Origin of the sequence: Ideonella sp., assembly GCF_044358605.1 — a bacterium.
GTDB lineage: Bacteria > Pseudomonadota > Gammaproteobacteria > Burkholderiales > Burkholderiaceae_C > Ideonella.
The window spans coordinates 1-17,418 of record NZ_JBIKNQ010000013.1 but is presented as its reverse complement, the minus strand read 5'-3'; the positions used below and the strand labels follow the sequence as shown (position 1 = coordinate 17,418).

Sequence of the window (17,418 nt, the reverse complement as noted above, 5' to 3'; positions counted from 1 at the left end):
GGCACCCCTGACGCCACACCCCTATCTGTGGAGAGATTTCAATGATCAAAATTACCCTGCCCGACGGCTCGCAACGTGAATATCCCGCCCCGCTGACGGTGGCTGAGGTGGCCGCCTCGATTGGCACCGGCTTGGCCAAGGCCGCCTTGGGCGGCAAGGTGGGGCGTGGCGACGCCGCTCGCCTGGTGGACACCAGCTACCTGCTGGAGGCCGACGAGGCCCTGGCCATCATCACCGACAAGCAGCCCGAAGGCCTGGAGTTGATTCGCCACTCGACGGCTCACTTGCTGGCCTATGCCGTCAAGGAGCTGTTCCCGGACGCCCAGGTCACCATCGGCCCGGTCATTGAGCACGGTTTTTATTACGACTTCTCCTACAAACGCCCCTTCACGCCGGACGACCTGGCCGCCATTGAAAAGAAGATGGCCGAGCTGGCCAAGAAGGACGAGCCGGTGGTGCGCCGCGTGCTGCCACGTGACGAGGCCGTGGCGCACTTCAAGAGCATGGGCGAGGCCTACAAGGCCGAGATCATTGGCAGCATTCCGGCTGATCAAGACGTGTCGCTCTACCGCGAAGGGGCTTTTGAAGACCTCTGCCGTGGCCCGCACGTGCCCAGCACGGGCAAGCTCAAGCACTTCAAGCTGATGAAGGTGGCCGGCGCCTATTGGCGTGGTGACCACCGCAATGAAATGCTGCAGCGCATTTACGGCACCGCCTGGGCCAGCAAAGAAGACTTGCAGCAGCACCTGACCATGCTGGAAGAGGCTGAGAAGCGCGACCACCGCAAGCTGGGCCGTGAGCTGGACCTGTTTCACATTGACGATCACGCGCCGGGCGTGGTCTTCTGGCACCCCAAGGGCTGGACGGTGTGGCAAGAGGTGGAGCAGTACATGCGCCAGGTCTACCGGGACAACGGCTACCAAGAGGTCAAAGGCCCGCAGATCCTCGACCAAGGCCTGTGGGAGAAAACCGGGCACTGGCAGAAGTACCGCGAAAACATGTTTGTGACGGAGTCCGAGAAGCGCGACTACGCCTTGAAGCCCATGAACTGCCCGGGCCACATCCTGATCTTCAAGCAGGGTTTGAAGAGCTACCGTGACCTGCCGCTGCGCTATGGCGAGTTTGGCCAGTGCCACCGCAATGAGCCCAGCGGCGGTCTGCACGGCATCATGCGGGTACGCGGCTTCACGCAGGACGACGGCCACATCTTCTGCACTGAGCAGCAGGTGCAGGCTGAGGTGCAGGCCTTCACGACCTTGCTGCAAAAGGTCTACAAGGACTTTGGCTTCACCAATATCATCTACAAGCTGTCCACTCGGCCCGAGCAACGCATCGGCACTGACGAGAGCTGGGACAAGGCAGAAGCCGCACTTGCCGAAGGCTTGCGCGCCTCAGGCTGTGAGTTTGAGTATTTGCCGGGTGAAGGTGCGTTTTACGGCCCGAAGATCGAATACACCCTCAAAGATGCGCTGGGCCGACCTTGGCAATGCGGCACGATCCAGATCGACCCCAACTTGCCGGAGCGCCTGGACGCCGACTTCGTGGGCGAAGACGGTGCCCGTCACCGCCCCTTGATGCTGCACCGCGCCATCGTGGGCAGCTTGGAGCGATTCATCGGGATTTTGATCGAGCAGCATGCCGGCGCCTTGCCGGTTTGGCTCTCGCCGACCCAGGTGGTGGTGTCCGCCATCACCGATGCGCAGCAGGATTACGTGCGGGAAGTGGTGAAAACGCTGCAAAAACAAGGAGTTAGGGCTCAGGCAGATTTGCGCAACGAGAAAATCACCTATAAAATCCGCGAGCATTCCATGCAAAAGGTCCCGTACATCCTTGTCGTAGGCGACAAAGAGAAGGCAAGCGGGGCTGTTGCGGTGCGCGCCCGAGGCAATCAAGACCTGGGTGTGATGTCCCTGGCAGACTTCCAAGCGAAGCTCGCCACCGATATCGCCACCAAGGCCTGAGATCCTCGGCTTTTTTGCGTTCCCGTTTTGCTTTAATTTTGTTTGGCGCGTTGACTTGCCTGCGCGCAGTTTGAGGGGTTTGCACCATCGCTACTTTTGCTGACCGTCGGGTACCCAATGTCGAGCGTAAGCACCGACTGAACCGCGAAATCACTGCACTGTCCGTGCGCTTGAACGGCGTGGACAACGAGCCTTTGGGCATCGTGAGCATTCAAGACGCGCTGCGTCTGTCTGCAGAGCACGACGTGGATCTGGTTGAAATTGCGGCTCAGGCAGACCCCCCGGTGTGCCGACTGATGGACTACGGCAAGTTCAAGTACCAAGAGCAGAAGAAGGCCGCCGAAGCCAAGTCCAAGCAAAAGGTCATCGAGGTCAAGGAAGTCAAGTTCCGCCCTGGCACCGATGATGGCGACTACAACATCAAAATGCGCAATCTACGGAGATTCATCTCTGAAGACGGCGACAAGGGCAAGGTCACGCTGCGCTTCCGGGGCCGCGAGATCACCCACCAAGACATCGGCATGCGCATGCTTGAACGCATTCGCGACGAGCTGTCCGATGTGGCGGTGGTCGAGCACATGCCCAAGCTCGAAGGGCGCCAGATGATCATGGTGCTGGCACCTAAGAAAAAGTCATAAGCATTCACGCCTCGGTCTGGTCACCGGGGCGATGAAGAAAAGCCGCTGCAGGCTTGTCAAGTGCACCACCACCGGTGGGGCCGCCCAGCAGAGGTCATTTAAAAGGAGCAGTCATGCCCAAAATGAAGACCAAGAGCAGCGCGAAGAAGCGCTTCCGCGTCCGCCCCGGCGGCACCGTCAAGCGCGGCCAAGCCTTCAAGCGTCACATCTTGACCAAGAAGACCACCAAGAACAAGCGTCACCTGCGTGGTGCAGTCAATGTGCATGAGACCAATATGGGTCACATCGCGCAAATGCTGCCCTTCGCTGGCCTGTAATCCACCAAGACTAAAGGAGTTATCACATGCCTCGCGTCAAACGTGGTGTTACCGCACGTGCTCGTCACAAGAAGATCTTGGCCCTGGCCAAGGGTTTCCGTGGTCGTCGTAAAAACGTCTTCCGCATCGCCAAGCAGGCGGTGATGAAGGCTGGGCAATATGCCTACCGCGACCGCCGCACGAAGAAGCGTGTTTTCCGTCAACTGTGGATCGCCCGTATCAACGCCGCAACGCGTGGTCTGGGTCTGACCTACAGCAAGTTCATCGCCGGCCTGAAGAAGGCTCAGATCGACCTGGACCGTAAGGTGCTGTCGGACATGGCGATTCACGATCCGGCCGCTTTTGCAGCCATCGTCGACAAGGTGAAGGCCCAGCTCGCTTGATCCCCTTGAAGCCTGAGTCAGCATGCTGACCCAGACCTCAAGTTCACGAAGGCCGACACCTTGGGTGCGGCCTTTTTTCATTTCTCCCTTTTGTTTTGCTGACTCTTCATGAGCGACCTTGATCAATTGGTGGCCACGGCCCGCGCTGACTTCGATGCCGCAGGCAACCCCGCCGCCCTGGAAGATGCCAAGGCCAAGTACCTGGGCAAGGCCGGTCGTGTGACCGAACTGCTCAAAGGCATGGCTGCACTGTCGCCTGAAGAGAAAAAGAGCCGAGGTGCGCAGATCAACGTCGTCAAGCAGCAGATCGAGTCTGCGCTCACGGCCCGCCGCCAAGCCTTGGCCGACGCCGAATTGCAGATCCAACTCAAGGCCGAAGCGCTGGATGTCACCTTGCCCGGCCGCCAGGCAGGCCTGGGTGGCTTGCACCCGGTGTCGCGCTCGTTAGAGCGCATTGAGGCCATCTTTGGCTCTATGGGTTTCGATGTGGCCGACGGCCCCGAGATCGAAGAAGACTGGTTCAACTTCACGGCGCTGAACACACCGGCTGATCACCCGGCGCGTTCCATGCACGACACCTTTTATGTCGACACCGTGGCTCCGGATGGTGGTGGTCACCTGCTGCGCACCCACACCTCGCCCATGCAGGTGCGCTATGCCGTGCAGCACGTTAAGAAGCACAAGACCCTGTTGGATGCTGGCCAGGCCATGCCTGAGATCCGCGTCATCGCCCCGGGCCGCACCTACCGCGTCGACAGCGACGCCACCCATTCGCCCATGTTCCACCAGTGCGAAGGCCTGTGGATTGGCGAGAACGTCAGCTTCAAGGACCTGAAGTCCGTCTTCACCGACTTCTTCCGCACCTTCTTCGAAACCGAAGACCTGAACCTGCGCTTCAGGCCTTCTTTCTTCCCCTTCACCGAGCCCTCGGCCGAGGTGGACATCGCCTTCTCGTCCGGCCCCCTGAAGGGCCGCTGGCTGGAAGTGGCCGGCTCTGGCCAAGTGCACCCGAACGTGGTGCGCAACTTTGGCCTAGACCCCGAGCGCTACATCGGCTTTGCCTTTGGCATGGGCCCAGACCGCCTGACCATGCTGCGTTACGGTGTGAATGATTTGCGTCTGTTCTTTGACGGTGATTTGAGGTTTTTGAGCCAGTTCCGCTGAGCCTGCCTCCTCCTTCAAAGAACACCCCGAAAGAGTTCCCATGCAATTCCCTGAATCCTGGTTGCGCGAGTTCTGCAACCCCGCGCTGAACACCCAAGAGCTGGCCGACCTGCTGACCATGGCGGGCTTGGAAGTCGAAGAGATGCGGCCCGTGGCGCCGGCCTTCTCGAACATCGTTGTGGCCGAGATCGTCGAGGCCGAGCAGCACCCGAACGCTGACCGCCTGCGCGTGTGCCGTGTCGATGCCGGCCCGCACAGCAAAGACGGCCCGCTGCAGATCGTCTGCGGTGCGCCCAACGCCCGTGTCGGCATCAAGGTGCCGCTGGCGCTGGTGGGCGCACAGCTGCCACCGGCAGAAGAGGGCGGCGAGCCCTTTGCCATCAAGGTGGGCAAGCTGCGTGGCGTTGAGAGCTTCGGCATGCTGTGCTCGGCCCGCGAGCTCAAGCTCAGCGAAGACCATGGCGGCCTGTTGGAGCTGCCGCTGGACACGCCCGTCGGCCAAAACATCCGCGACACCCTGAACTTGGATGACACCTTGTTCACGCTGAAGCTCACACCCAACCTGGGCCACTGCTTGAGCGTCTACGGCATCGCCCGCGAGGTCAGTGCGCTCACCGGCGCGCCACTCCAAGCGCCCAGCATCGCCCCGGTGGCTGCAGGCCACGACGCCACCGTGGCGGTCACTGTGCAAGACACCGACCTGTGCGGCCGCTTCAGTGGCCGCGTGGTTCAAGGCGTGAACCCCAAGGCTCAAACTCCTGCCTGGATGGTGGAGCGCTTGGCGCGCTGCGGCCAGCGCTCGGTGAGCCCGCTGGTCGACATCTCCAACTACGTGATGTTCGAGTTCGGCCGCCCGTCTCACATCTTTGACCTCGACAAAATCCATGGCGGCCTGCAGGTGCGCTGGGCACGCGCAGGCGAATCACTCAAGCTGCTCAATGGCAACACGGTGGAGCTGGACGAGCAGGTCGGCATCATTGCGGACGACCAAGCCGTCGAGTCCCTGGCCGGCATCATGGGCGGCGACGCCACTGCGGTCTCGGACGACACCCGCAATATCTACATCGAAGCCGCCTTCTGGTGGCCCGCCGCCGTGGCCAGTCGTTCGCGCCGCTTCAATTTCTCGACCGATGCCGGGCACCGATTCGAGCGTGGCGTGGATGCGGTGGGCACAGTCGAGCACATCGAGCGCATCACGGCTCTTGTGCAGAGCATCTGCGGCGGTGTGGCCGGGCCGGTCACCGACACCCAGCCTGCCATGCCCGCACGCCTGCCCGTAGCTTTGCGCGTGGCCCGTGCCAGCAAGGTGATTGGCATGCCCATCACCCAGGCCCAGTGTGCCGAGGTCTTCACGCGCTTGGGGCTGCCCTTCACCGAGACCGACGGCGTACTGACCGTGACGCCGCCCAGCTGGCGCTTTGACATCACCCTCGAAGAGGACTTGATCGAAGAAGTGGCCCGTGTGGTCGGCTTCAATCAACTGCCGGGCACGCCTCCGCTGGCACCCGTCACGGCGCGTGTGCGTGCGGAAGCCCAGCGCAGCAGCCACGCAGTGCGCCATGCCCTGGCTCGTTTGGGCTATCAAGAGACCATCAACTTCAGCTTTGTGGAAGAGCGCTGGGAGACGGAGCTGGCCGGCAACGCCCACCCGATCAAGGTGCTCAACCCCATTTCTGCCCCCTTGGCCGTGATGCGCTCCAGCCTGCTGGGTAGCTTGGTCCATGTGCTCAAGGTCAACTTGGCCCGCAAGGCGCCGCGCGTGCGCGTGTTCGAGCTGGGTCGCGTCTTCATGCGTGACGCGGCCGTGGCCTCAACCGACAGCAGCGTCGCCGGTGTGCACCAGCCCATGCGCGTGGCTGGCTTGGCCTTTGGCCCGGCTCAGCCTTTGCAATGGGGCCGTGCCGACAAGAACGTGGACTTCTTTGACCTCAAGGGCGACTTGGAGGCGCTGCTCGCCCCGCAAGCGGCGCGTTTTGTGCCCGCCGAACACCCCGCCATGCACCCCGGCCGTTGCGCTGCCGTGGAGTTGAACGGCACCGTCATTGGCCACATCGGCGAGATGCACCCGCGCTGGCGCCAAGCCTATGACCTGCCGCATGCGCCGGTGATGTTTGAGCTGGACTTGGCTGCCGTGCTGCAACGCGCTGTGCCGCAGGCCCAAGCCGTGCCCAAGCAGCAAGCCGCCCTGCGCGACTTGGCGCTGGTGGTGCAAGACAGCGTGGCGCATGATGCGCTGATGTCTGCCTTGCGTGCTGACCCCGAAGGCTTGGTCCGCCAGGCCACGCTGTTCGACATCTACCGCCCGGCGCAAGCCACGGCAGAGGTCGGCGCTGGTGAACGCAGCTTGGCCGTGCGCCTAGAGTTGCTGGACGACAACAGCACCCTGACCGATGAGCGCATTGAGGCCAGCCTGCAAGCCGCAGTGGCCCGTGCTTCGGCACAGTGCGGAGCGCGCTTGCGCGCTTGATTGAGTCGAGTCCAAATCCACTGTTGGGATTGTTGATCATGGCCCTTCCCATTGATGCAGAAGACACACCGGTACCTGTGACGGCGCCGGTCGAGCGCCTGATGCTCACCTCTGTCGAGACTCCCACCTTGACCAAGGCGGAGTTGGCCGAGTTGCTGTTCGAGCGCCTGGGCCTGAACAAGCGTGAGTCCAAGGACATGGTCGAAGCCTTCTTCGACATTGCCTGTACCTCCTTGGTTCAGGGCGATGACGTCAAGCTCTCTGGCTTTGGCAATTTTCAGATTCGGCGCAAGGCACCGCGCCCCGGGCGCAACCCCCGCACCGGGGAGTCCATCCCCATTGCGGCCCGCAATGTAGTGACCTTTCACGCCAGCCATAAGCTCAAGGCCTTGGTTCAGGGTGATGTGCCACCGGCGGATGACTTCGAGTAAAGTCTGTCGGCTCGACGCTGCTGACTGCTGAGTTCCGCGCCATGGACATTGCCACTGATCCCCTCGCACCTCTGCCCGCCATTCCGGCCAAGCGCTACTTCACCATCGGAGAAGTCGCCGAGTTGTGTGGCGTGAAGTCCTACGTGCTGCGTTACTGGGAGCAGGAGTTCACCCAACTCCGTCCCATGAAGCGGCGCGGCAACCGCCGCTACTACCAGCACCATGAAGTGCTGCTGATCCGCCGTATCCGAGACCTGCTCTATGAGCAAGGCTTCACCATCAGCGGTGCCCGCAATCGCCTGACCGAACTCGGCTTGAGCGAAGCCGAGGCGCAAGCGCATGCTGAAAGCTTGGCGCGCGACCATGCTGCTGCGGTGGGTGAGTCCACTCAGACTTCGGCACCGCATTTCGTGTCCGAGTCGCTACCTTCGCTGGGGTCGCGCCCCTCGGCTGAACAGGTCAGACACGAATTGATGGCAATTCGAGAGCTGCTTTCTGCATAAGCCCAATTCTCAGCATATAATGCTTGCTTCCGTCGGGGTGTAGCGCAGCCTGGTAGCGCACTTGCATGGGGTGCAAGGGGTCGCGAGTTCGAATCCCGCCACCCCGACCAATGAAAGACAAGGGTTAGCACGTTAGCGCGTGCTAACCCTTAAGTCTTTCTGGGCTCCGAAATTCCCAAATTGCCACCTCAGCTGGCAATTTCGTGGCAATTCGTCGAGCGCTGCCCAGTTGCCCCTTGATCGCACCAGACTTCCGCAATGCGCTGGCGCTGGCCGCCTAGCTTGCCCTGCGGCGATTCAAGCACCACCGATTTCCCCCTGCGACCCCTCCTGGCGAGCGTTGTGCAAAGTTTTGTTGCTGGGGCTGGAAGGGGGCTGTCGGTGCCTGAACCCTCACCCTACAACACTCAACAACACAGAGCGCGCGGCCTGAGGAAGCATCGCGCGGGGGGGGCCTCCAGGAGTTCTGGTGGAAAACCGGAAACCACCATGGGATCGTGATCAGCGTCGGCCAAATGGCCATCACTGGAGCACCCTGACATGTCGTTTGAAATCTTGAAGGCACCCGCCGCCCGTAAGGTACTGGCCGTGAGCCATGGCCGCTTCTTTGAGTGGCGCAAAAAGCAACTCGTCCCGTTGCCGGTGCAGATCAGTGCACGAAGCATCGGTTATCCCTCTGACGAACTGCTTGCCGTGGCCAGGGCCCGGGTTGCTGGCTGGAGTGATGAGCAGATCGCGGACCTGGTGCGCCGCATGGCGGCAAAGCGCGGTGCACTCGCCCAAATGGCTGCTGAACATGCTGGCGCTGAATGACATGCCGCAGTCAGCACAACCTTTCGTTGCGCGCGGCCAAGCTCAAGGCGCTCGCCGTGAATCTCGCGGACCTAAGGCTAAGTCCTGCCATCTAGTTTGCTGCCGTTCTGGGCACGGCTGCTTCTGGTCGTCATTCCCACAAGGAGGCCTCAATGCGCAACTTTGGCGTCGTTGAGTCGACCTTCTGGACCGAGCAGGTCAATGAGCTGAGTGATCACGGCATTCATGTCGTGCTGGTGGCCCTCTACCTGAAGGTCTGCCCACATGCTTCGCTCATTGGCATAGCGCATTGCCCGGTTGCTTACATGGCTGCGGATACAGGACTGCCCACTCAAAAGGTGGAGGAGGCGCTTCGAATTCTGGAGGGAAAGCGATGGCTTTACCGTCAAGGCACGCTCATCTTCGTTCCCGGCATCCTGAGAGAGCTTTGCTCACAAAAGCTCCAGCCAACTGATCATCGAGTCAGGGCGATTGAGCGCGAGGTGGAGAAGGTGCCGCCGGGCATCTGCCGGGAAGCGGTGATCAGCATTAGGTCGCAGGAGGGGCTGCCTAGCTCCTACGTTCCCTCTCCAAAGGGGCAGCCCTCGGATAGCAGAGCTGCTCATATGCCCCCTGCGAGCCCCTCGAATGCCCCTCAAGAGGTCCAGCCAAGCCAAGAACAGGACCAGGATCAGAAACATGAACCAAAACATGGCCAAGAGCAGTCAGCGCCGCGATCTCGGCCGTCGCAATCGTCGACTGCAATCCTCCATGCCATAGCAACCGGCAAGCGCGCTACCCGGCTCCCAACAGATTGGCAGCTACCGACTGACTGGCAGAACTGGGCACTCCTAGAGAAGCCCGGCTGGACGCACACCCATTGCCAGCAAGTGGCAGCTTCATTCGCCGACTACTGGCACGCCAAAGCAGGCGCGGACGCCAACAAGTTGGACTGGCAAGCCACTTGGCGGAACTGGGTACGAAATGAAAAGCGTCCCTTTCGGAACACGAGTGGCGCTGGTGAAGTCATTGACATGGCCGCCGAGGTTCGGCGCCAGTTGGGCCTGAGTGCCGACATGGAGGTTCATGATGCGTAAAGAAGATGTGGACAAGTTCATCCAGATGTTTCAACAGACGTACGCCACATATGGGAAGGCGGACCAGCTCACAGGCGCTCAACTGTCGATGTACTTCAAAGTTTGTGCCTCGAAACTGGCTCTTGAGGAAGTTGCTGAGGCACTCACCGACCACATCAATGACCCAGACCGAGGCCGATTCCCGCCGAAGGTTGCTGACATCTCTTTCCAGGTTGAAAAGAAACGGAATCTGGATGGAAGGCCAGGTGCAGACACCGCATGGGCGACAGTGTGCGATTCACAGGATGAGCGCAAAACCGTCATTTGGACGGAAGAGATAGCGTCGGCATCGGCTGAGATCTGTCCGATTTTGGATTCAGGTGATCGTGTCGGTGCCCGCATGGCGTTTAAGGAATACTACGCAGCCTTAGTTGCGGCTGCCCGCGCTGCGTCAGTCCCTGTCAAATGGATGCCATCGTTGGGCACGGACCCTGAGCAGCGCATCCGAGCCATCGAGGCTGGAATTCAGTCCGGGAAGCTAGATCAGCAGAAGATGATTGCCGACGGCTCTTACCTGCCCAGACTGGAAGGCCCCGCCAACCAAGCTCATGCAACCCGACCCATGGCTGCATTGGAGCGGCTGCAACAACTGAAGAAGCAGATTGCCGAACGGATGGAGTCAAGAGATGCGTCCGCCGACTGTCGGGAACGAACAAAGCTCTTGAAAGAAGCCACTCAACAAAAGGTGGATGCCGCAAAAGTCGCACCGCCGACACCTCAAAACATGCCCCCCGATGATGACGGATCGAGTCCAAGCAGTGACATCGTAGATTTCGAGTAGCTTCATCGTAGAGATGCCGCAGGAAGCGTCCAGTCATGAGGTACAAGAAAGACCACAGACGTACAAAAATCGTCGCTTCTTTGACTAAGAATACAAGTGAAAGGCGTCACCTCCTGCTCTTTGAGGTGGCGCCACGCAAATTGAGGAGTCGACGAAGTGCTAGGTCTAACGCTACGCGAGGAATTCCGGGGCAAGCGCCTCAAGGGAACCGCGATTGAACTGTCGAACGACACGAATACCGGTGCGACGCAGATCGCCGCCCAGTCATTCTTGGAAATCACCTACCCCACGCATGACCTACTGAAGGGTATTGAGGCAGTGGGACCAGACCAGGGCCGACCGGTCGTGGTCATCGGTGAGCGCGGGCTGGGTAAGTCGCACTTGATGGCGGCGCTCTATCACGCCGTGAACGATCCTGCGTCAACCGGCGCATGGCTTCAGTCGTGGGCGAGCACGTTGGGTGACCCGCTAATCGGCAAGATCGGTCTGCGCAGTGGCATGCACGTGATCGGCGAGAGCCTGCATCGCCAGCGGTACAAGTTCCTATGGGACCTGCTGCTTGAGCGCCACCCGCATGGCACCTATATCAAGGGCAAGTGGGAAGGTATGGGCGCGGCCAAGACCGACATCCCATCTGACAAGCTGATCCTTGAACTGCTTGAGCACACGCCCACGATGCTGCTGCTGGACGAGTTCCAGACGTGGTTCGACGGCCTGACCAACACCAAGCAGTACCCGTGGAAGACCTGGGCCTTCAACTTCATCCAGATTTTGTCGGAGATTGCCAAGGAGCGCCTGGACCTGCTGGTGCTGGTGATCTCCGTGCGCAATGGCGGCAGCGACGCCTACCAACAGGTGCACCGCGTCAACCCGGTGGCCATCGACTTCAAAGCGGGCGGAAACGCCGAACGCATTCAGCAAGATCGGCGCCGCATGCTGCTGCACCGCCTGTTCGACAACCGCCTTCAGATTGCACCGGCCAGCATTGAAGCCTTGGCCGGAAAGCATGTGGCTGAGTACTTCCGGCTGCTGGATGTGCCGTCCGCAGAGCGGGAACGCAAGCGCAAGGATTTCATTGAAGCATGGCCCTACGCACCGCACTTGCTTCGCCTGCTCGAAGAACAGGTGCTGATCGCGACGGAGGCGCAGGACAGGCGCGACATGATTCGCATCCTAGCTAACCTCTACAAGAGTCGGGGCGAGGCTGCGCCGGTGCTCACGGCCGCAGACTTCCGGTTGGATGACGACGCCTCGGGCATTGGTGCGCTGCTGGATTCGGTGTCCAACGAACATCACCGCACACTGCGGGCCAAGGCACAGCAGAACATCATCTCGGTGACCGAGGCGGTCAGCGAGCACGCCACTTTGGCACCCCACTTGCAGGAGATCGTCGGGGCCTTGTGGCTGCGCTCCATCGCCGTCGGCAACCTGGCCGGTGCAGAGCCGCAGACCTTACAGGTTGACATCACGCGCAGCAAGGCCGTTGATGACAACGCCTTCAATGTGGAGCTGGCGACGATTGTTGAGAACAGCTTCAACATCCACCAGGACGGCAACCGGCTGGTGTTCCGCGAGGAGGAGAACCCGCGCGCCAAGCTGATGGCCTGTGCTCGCAATGACAAGCTGTTCGCCGATGGCTCTGACCAGGCACAACTGGCCAAGCAGATTCGCTATGTCATCGGCGGCACAGACGAGGTGGCGAAGACATTCCGTGTCATTGCATTGCCCAAGTCCTGGCAGACGGACCCTTGGTCCTCCTTGGACGAGTCCGAACAGCCCGAACGCTGGGACGACCGCTTGCCCATCCTGGTGTTGCCGGAAGAGCCTGAAAACCTCGACGCGCGCCTCGGCCGGTGGCTCAAGGATCATCTGCAAAAGCGCCGTAACACCGTCCGCTTCCTGATGCCGCGCGCAGGTTCGACCAACGCATTCCAAGACAGGGACCTGCTGATCTTCGCGCGTGCCGAAATGAAGGCGCAGGAGTGGAGCGGCCAAGGTCCTGAATACAAGAAGCTGCACACCGAGTATCAAGGCCTCTTGCGCGACAACCTCAAGAAGCGGTTCGACCGGTTTGCTGTCCTTCAGCGATGGAATTTTGCCGACCCTGCGCAATGCCGCTTCAGCGTGGAGAGCCTGAAGAAGCAAGGCGCGCAGATTCCCGAAGGCATTGAAGAGGCGCTGATTAACGACCTGTTCGTGCCGGAGGACTTTGAAGACCTTGTGCTCGAAGCCGCCTCCGAGAACGCAGCGGTGGGCAAGCTGCTGCGTGAGTTGCAGGAGCCGCGACCTGCGGGCCAGGACTGCATCCCTTGGCTTGGTGAAACCTCGATGAAGGAGCGCATTCTTCGCCTGTGCGCTCGCGGGAAGATCGTTATCAACCTGCGGCAAATGGAATGGTTGCAGACCAATCCCGGCGAAGACGAGGACACCGCGTGGCGCCGCCTGCGCCCCAAGCTCTACTACACCGGTCGCCAGCTCGATGAAGTGTTCCTGCTTGAACCTTCTGCCGTACCCGCGACTGGCGGCACCACAGCAACGACCCCCACTGGCACGCCAGGCACTCCAAACACCGGCGGCGGCCTCTTCGGTGGCGGTACGACCCCCACACCCCCTTCGGGCGTCAACGAACCCACACCAGGCGGACAGCTCGGTACGCCGACTGGATTCGGTGGCGGCATCTTTGGCGGCACAGCAGCTAGCAGCAAGCCACGCATCCCGCTGCACAACCCGCCGACTTCGCCCCTGAACCTTATCGGCAAGCTCGAAGGCTGGGGTATTGGCCCCGCCACACAGGTTGCAGAGGTGTCCATCAAGGTGACTGCGGCCACTGGTGCGCAGCTCAAGGAACTGCTGAAGAAGCTGCCCGATGGCATGACGTTCGAGCTGAACCTTGAGAAGGAGGATAAGTGATGGCCCTCCATCCTGATGTACTGAAAGAACTGACCAAGGGCTCTGCCACCGAAGCCTGGCGCGTCATCGTCAAGACCGCGATGGAGATTTCCTCCAAGCCCTTGGCCATTGGCAACGCCCCGAGCGAAGTCATCAAGCGGGACCGCGAGATTGGTGCGCTGGACAACTTCCTGTCCGCCAGCGGCTGGGACTTGTGGAATAGCTTCGGCGACTCCGTCGAGCGCACATCTGACCGGCTTGCGCGCTGGTGGGCTGAGCCCTTCAGTGCCAAGGCCGTGCTGATCCTTGATGGCCTTTCACTGCGCGAGCTGCCTTGGCTGCTGCAAGGTGTCAAAGAAAGAGGCTTCAAGCTGCACGAGGTTTCGGCGAACGCCTCAGAACTCCCCGGCGAGACGAACGAGTTTGCTCGCGCTCTTGGCTTCGGCAGCCGCAGCCAGCTTCAGAACAATGGTGGTGGCTTGGCGCATCGCTTGCAGCCCACGCAAACCGAAAGCCTCGACATGCCTTGGAAGGACTGCCAAGGCTTGGTCAATGGTGCGCCCAATTGGGTGTTCTGGCACCACTGGCCAGACAGCAAGATTCACGATGCAGCCGTCGCTGGTCAAGGTCTGGACACGCTGACCAAGGACGCTGCCGATCAGCTCACCAGCGATGACTTCTGGTCATTCGTCGAGCGCCTTGCGACGGGCCGTCGTCTGGTCATCACGTCCGATCATGGCTATGCCGCTACAGGCTATTTCCCCGATGCCGAAGGCGATGTCGGCCAGCACCTCAAGAAGACCTTTTCAAGCGGACGCAGCGTTGCTGGTACTGGCGAGGCCGGGCCCTTCGTGCCCCCCATCGCCCTGCAATTGAATAGCCCTCACGGAGCCCACGTGCTGGCGTTAGGCCGTAGGAAGTGGAAGAGCCAAGGCGGCTATCCGACGCTAACGCATGGTGGGCTCTCGATACTGGAGGTTTTGTCGCCTTGGGTTGAGATAACCAAGTGAATAGGCAAATGAAATATTTTGGAGTAACTGCTCATGGCCCAAGCTGACTTATTAGTCGACCTCGTAAGAAACGCCACGAGTGGCGACCAGCTTGCTTTTCGCAAGGCTGCTGAGGGCTTGATTCAGGAAGAGAAGCAAAAAGGTCATCGCCTTCTGGCCGAACGCCTGGCTAAAGCATTGCAGCCCAATGTGGCACAAGCACGCCCATCTCCAACCAGACCGATAGGCGGTGCGGCACAAAAAGAGTTGTTCTATGAGATTACTCCAGAGCGCAAGCTTGATAGCCTAGTCCTTCCTGAGAAGATAAGGGTTCAGGTGCAAGAACTCATCGAAGAGCAGCATCGATCTGAACTACTTCATGCGCACAATCTCAATGCGCGCAGCCGGGTATTACTGGCAGGCCCTCCAGGCAATGGGAAAACGACCTTGGCGGAAGCTCTAGCGTTTGAGCTGATGTACCCCTTAATCGTTATCCGCTATGAAAGCTTGGTTGGAAGTTATCTTGGGGAGACCTCTAGCCGATTGAAGAACGTTCTTGACTATGCCAGGACGCAACGTTGCGTTTTGTTCTTCGATGAATTCGAGACTCTGGGTAAAGAGCGGGGTGACACCCATGAAACTGGAGAAATTAAGCGTGTCGTTAGTAGCCTGCTGTTGCAGCTCGACGAGATGCCTGATTACGTAGTCGTGGTGGCCGCCAGTAATCACCCTGAACTTCTGGATAGAGCCGTATGGCGACGTTTTCAGTTGCGAATTGAATTGCCCACTCCGACGCGCAGGCAGCTAACCCAATACATTGACTCAATAGCCAAACGATGCTCCGTGAATTTTGGGTACGAAGCGGAAACTATTGCAAAACACCTTTTGGGGTTGAATTTTGCAGAGGTGGAAGAGTTTTGCCTAGGTGTTGTTCGGCGCGCGGTTCTTGACCTCAAAACAGAAGATGCTCAACAAATCACTAAGCTGAAGTTGGAGCAGTGGAAAGGTCGCTTGCGGCCGGCCGTTAAGCGCACAGAGGTGGTGGAACGTGAGCAAGAAGGGACTAACTCTTAATGGCTACCTCGCTTCCTCTTCTCGTCTTCCCTCGGGCAAAGACAATTGCGCCGCCAAAGGGTAACGGTTTCCCCTCTAGCCAGCCCCATCTTCCCGGGCACGGGAAGCAAGTACTTCGTCTAGGTGGACAACTGACGACTCTCCGGGAAGACTTTGACCGATACAGGGCTAGTGTGAGCAGCTCTGTAGCGGGTTTCGAGCCTGAAACAGTATTGGTCATTGAAATCGCCGGGAGCATTGATGAATTTCGTCAGGCGACTGAGGCCATTGGGCTTGAGTGGTTAGGCGAATGGGATGTCGATGACATCCCTCCTGATGACGATTTCTTTGAACGAAATACTAAAGGGGAGCGCACTGCCAAAAACGTCAAAGGACGGATGTTCTTGTCACTCGGGAACGATGCAGGGATGCGGGAGCTTTTGTCTCTTTGGAATGCTTGGGCGAATAACCAAACGCTGCCATTTGGTAAAACCAAGTGGCGGGATGTATTTAACCAGACTGTTGAAATCCGCCGCTGGGGCATCGAAGAAGCATTACGGGAAACTGGGATGCTGGATCGATGGAGAGATTTGCTTGATCCCGTTAATCCTAGTGAACCGATCCGCTGCCAGATCGAGATGTTTTATCGCAAGTCAGAAGACAAGCGAGCACAGACTGAGCGTAACATCGCTGCGCTTCTTGAGGCTGCTGGCGGAAGAGCTTTGGGTGGTTTTATCGACATGCCAGAGATCGGCTTTCATGCCGTCAAGGCAGAAATTCCGGCTGATAGCATTCGACAACTTCTGGTCGACCTCGATTCGGAACCTCACGATACTGACATCCAGCTATTCAAGTTTCACGGGGTTATGTACTTCCGCCCTACCGGTCAGAGTCTTGCTTTGACAGAGGAAGGCACCGGAGTTGAAACCGACATATCTGAAGGAGAAGTCAATCTACCTCCGGTGGTCGCCATCTTGGATGGCGTTCCGAATTTGCAGCATCGCGCCCTGAAAGGTCGGCTTGTTCTTGATGACCCCGACAATCTTTCATCGAAGTATTCTCCGGGCGAACGAAAGCACGGTACGTCGATGGCCTCTCTGGTGGTTCATGGAGAGATGCTAGATGGGCACTCTGATCCACTGCAACGGTTAGTCTACGTCTCACCAATCATGGAGCCAGACGCGCAGTCGATAGATCGACGAGAGCATGTGCCCGCTGAAGTATTTTTTGAGGATCGAATCGCGCGTGCTGTCAAGCGGATGTTTCAGGGTGAAGGAACTGTTCCCGCACAAGCACCTGATGTCTGCGTAATCAATCTCTCGATTGGCGATCCGGAACGCCCTTTCATTCATACACCGAGCCCATGGGCCCGGCTACTGGATTGGCTATCGTGGAAATACCGCGTGCTCTTCTGCGTAAGCGCAGGAAATCACCCTGACGCTATCGACATTGGGTTATCTCATTCGCAGTACCAGTTGTTATCAGATCGGCAGAAGGTGGAGCACCTTCTGAAGTGCATTCAGACGCAACTGTCCAGCCGACGAATCCTGTCCCCTGCTGAAGCTATCAATGTCATCTCGGTCGGTGCAACGCATTCCGATGGGGTTGACGCCTACTACCAGGGACAGCGAACTGATCTGTTGCCGTACGCACGTCTATTCAGCCCTGCGGCCCGGCTGGGCCACGGATTCCGCCGCGCGGTCAAACCAGAGGTACTTTTCCCTGGCGGGCGGCAGCTATATAGGACTCCTGTGTCAGACGCTCACACCGTCTATCAGACTGATCGCGGACTTCTCCCGCCGGGCCACAAGGTTGCACCTGATTAGGCATGAAGCTCAGCAAGGCTCATCTGGTGAGCCTGTAGCCTGAGAAGCTGGCGGTGTTCTTTCAAGGAGCCGCCACCATGTCGATCAA

The 17,418-nt window shown here is 59.4% G+C and carries 15 protein-coding genes and 1 tRNA gene; all 16 read left to right on the top strand.

Going from position 1 to position 17,418, the window contains the following annotated elements; translation table 11 throughout:
- Positions 1 to 41: 41 nt before the first annotated feature.
- On the top strand, positions 42 to 1,961 hold the full coding sequence (gene thrS, locus ACIQ3Q_RS06680; RefSeq protein ID WP_396268242.1) for a threonine--tRNA ligase: 1,920 nt from the start codon (positions 42 to 44) through the stop codon (positions 1,959 to 1,961).
- A gap of 86 nt (positions 1,962 to 2,047) precedes the next feature.
- Positions 2,048 to 2,599 carry a translation initiation factor IF-3 gene (gene infC / locus ACIQ3Q_RS06675; RefSeq protein WP_396268305.1) on the top strand — a complete coding sequence of 184 codons (552 nt, stop codon included), beginning with the start codon at positions 2,048 to 2,050 and terminating at the stop codon, positions 2,597 to 2,599.
- Between the two features lie 113 nt (positions 2,600 to 2,712).
- Positions 2,713 to 2,916 (top strand): 50S ribosomal protein L35, encoded by a 204-nt coding sequence (gene rpmI / locus ACIQ3Q_RS06670; protein WP_025564002.1) that lies wholly within the window; start codon positions 2,713 to 2,715, stop codon positions 2,914 to 2,916.
- A 26-nt stretch (positions 2,917 to 2,942) separates the two neighbouring features.
- Entirely contained in the window at positions 2,943 to 3,299 is a 357-nt protein-coding gene (rplT, locus tag ACIQ3Q_RS06665) for a 50S ribosomal protein L20 (RefSeq protein ID WP_210810805.1), read from the top strand.
- A 108-nt stretch (positions 3,300 to 3,407) separates the two neighbouring features.
- Positions 3,408 to 4,463 carry a phenylalanine--tRNA ligase subunit alpha gene (gene pheS / locus ACIQ3Q_RS06660; protein ID WP_396268241.1) on the top strand — a complete coding sequence of 352 codons (1,056 nt, stop codon included), beginning with the start codon at positions 3,408 to 3,410 and terminating at the stop codon, positions 4,461 to 4,463.
- A 40-nt stretch (positions 4,464 to 4,503) separates the two neighbouring features.
- A complete protein-coding gene (gene pheT / locus ACIQ3Q_RS06655) occupies positions 4,504 to 6,930 on the top strand; it encodes a phenylalanine--tRNA ligase subunit beta (protein ID WP_396268240.1) in 2,427 nt (808 codons plus the stop codon).
- Positions 6,931 to 7,031: 101 nt separating this feature from the next.
- Positions 7,032 to 7,361 (top strand): integration host factor subunit alpha, encoded by a 330-nt coding sequence (locus ACIQ3Q_RS06650; RefSeq protein WP_246499151.1) that lies wholly within the window; start codon positions 7,032 to 7,034, stop codon positions 7,359 to 7,361.
- Positions 7,362 to 7,402: 41 nt separating this feature from the next.
- A complete protein-coding gene (locus tag ACIQ3Q_RS06645; RefSeq protein WP_396268239.1) occupies positions 7,403 to 7,864 on the top strand; it encodes a MerR family transcriptional regulator in 462 nt (153 codons plus the stop codon).
- Between the two features lie 33 nt (positions 7,865 to 7,897).
- Positions 7,898 to 7,974 (top strand) — tRNA-Pro (locus ACIQ3Q_RS06640).
- Between the two features lie 430 nt (positions 7,975 to 8,404).
- Positions 8,405 to 8,677, top strand: coding sequence for a hypothetical protein (locus ACIQ3Q_RS06635; protein WP_396268238.1), 273 nt, complete (start codon positions 8,405 to 8,407; stop codon positions 8,675 to 8,677).
- Positions 8,678 to 8,829: 152 nt separating this feature from the next.
- On the top strand, positions 8,830 to 9,753 hold the full coding sequence (locus ACIQ3Q_RS06630; RefSeq protein WP_396268237.1) for a hypothetical protein: 924 nt from the start codon (positions 8,830 to 8,832) through the stop codon (positions 9,751 to 9,753).
- Entirely contained in the window at positions 9,746 to 10,573 is an 828-nt protein-coding gene (locus tag ACIQ3Q_RS06625) for a hypothetical protein (RefSeq protein WP_396268236.1), read from the top strand. Before ACIQ3Q_RS06630 ends, ACIQ3Q_RS06625 begins: the two co-directional genes overlap by 8 nt.
- Before the next feature lie 156 nt (positions 10,574 to 10,729).
- The gene (locus ACIQ3Q_RS06620) at positions 10,730 to 13,483 is read left to right on the top strand and encodes a DUF499 domain-containing protein (protein WP_396268235.1); all 2,754 of its coding nucleotides are present in this window, start codon (positions 10,730 to 10,732) and stop codon (positions 13,481 to 13,483) included.
- Positions 13,483 to 14,472 carry a hypothetical protein gene (locus ACIQ3Q_RS06615; protein WP_396268233.1) on the top strand — a complete coding sequence of 330 codons (990 nt, stop codon included), beginning with the start codon at positions 13,483 to 13,485 and terminating at the stop codon, positions 14,470 to 14,472. Before ACIQ3Q_RS06620 ends, ACIQ3Q_RS06615 begins: the two co-directional genes overlap by 1 nt.
- A gap of 33 nt (positions 14,473 to 14,505) precedes the next feature.
- The gene (locus ACIQ3Q_RS06610; RefSeq protein WP_396268232.1) at positions 14,506 to 15,525 is read left to right on the top strand and encodes an AAA family ATPase; all 1,020 of its coding nucleotides are present in this window, start codon (positions 14,506 to 14,508) and stop codon (positions 15,523 to 15,525) included.
- A 173-nt stretch (positions 15,526 to 15,698) separates the two neighbouring features.
- Entirely contained in the window at positions 15,699 to 17,330 is a 1,632-nt protein-coding gene (locus tag ACIQ3Q_RS06605; RefSeq protein WP_396268231.1) for a S8 family peptidase, read from the top strand.
- Positions 17,331 to 17,418 lie beyond the last annotated feature (88 nt).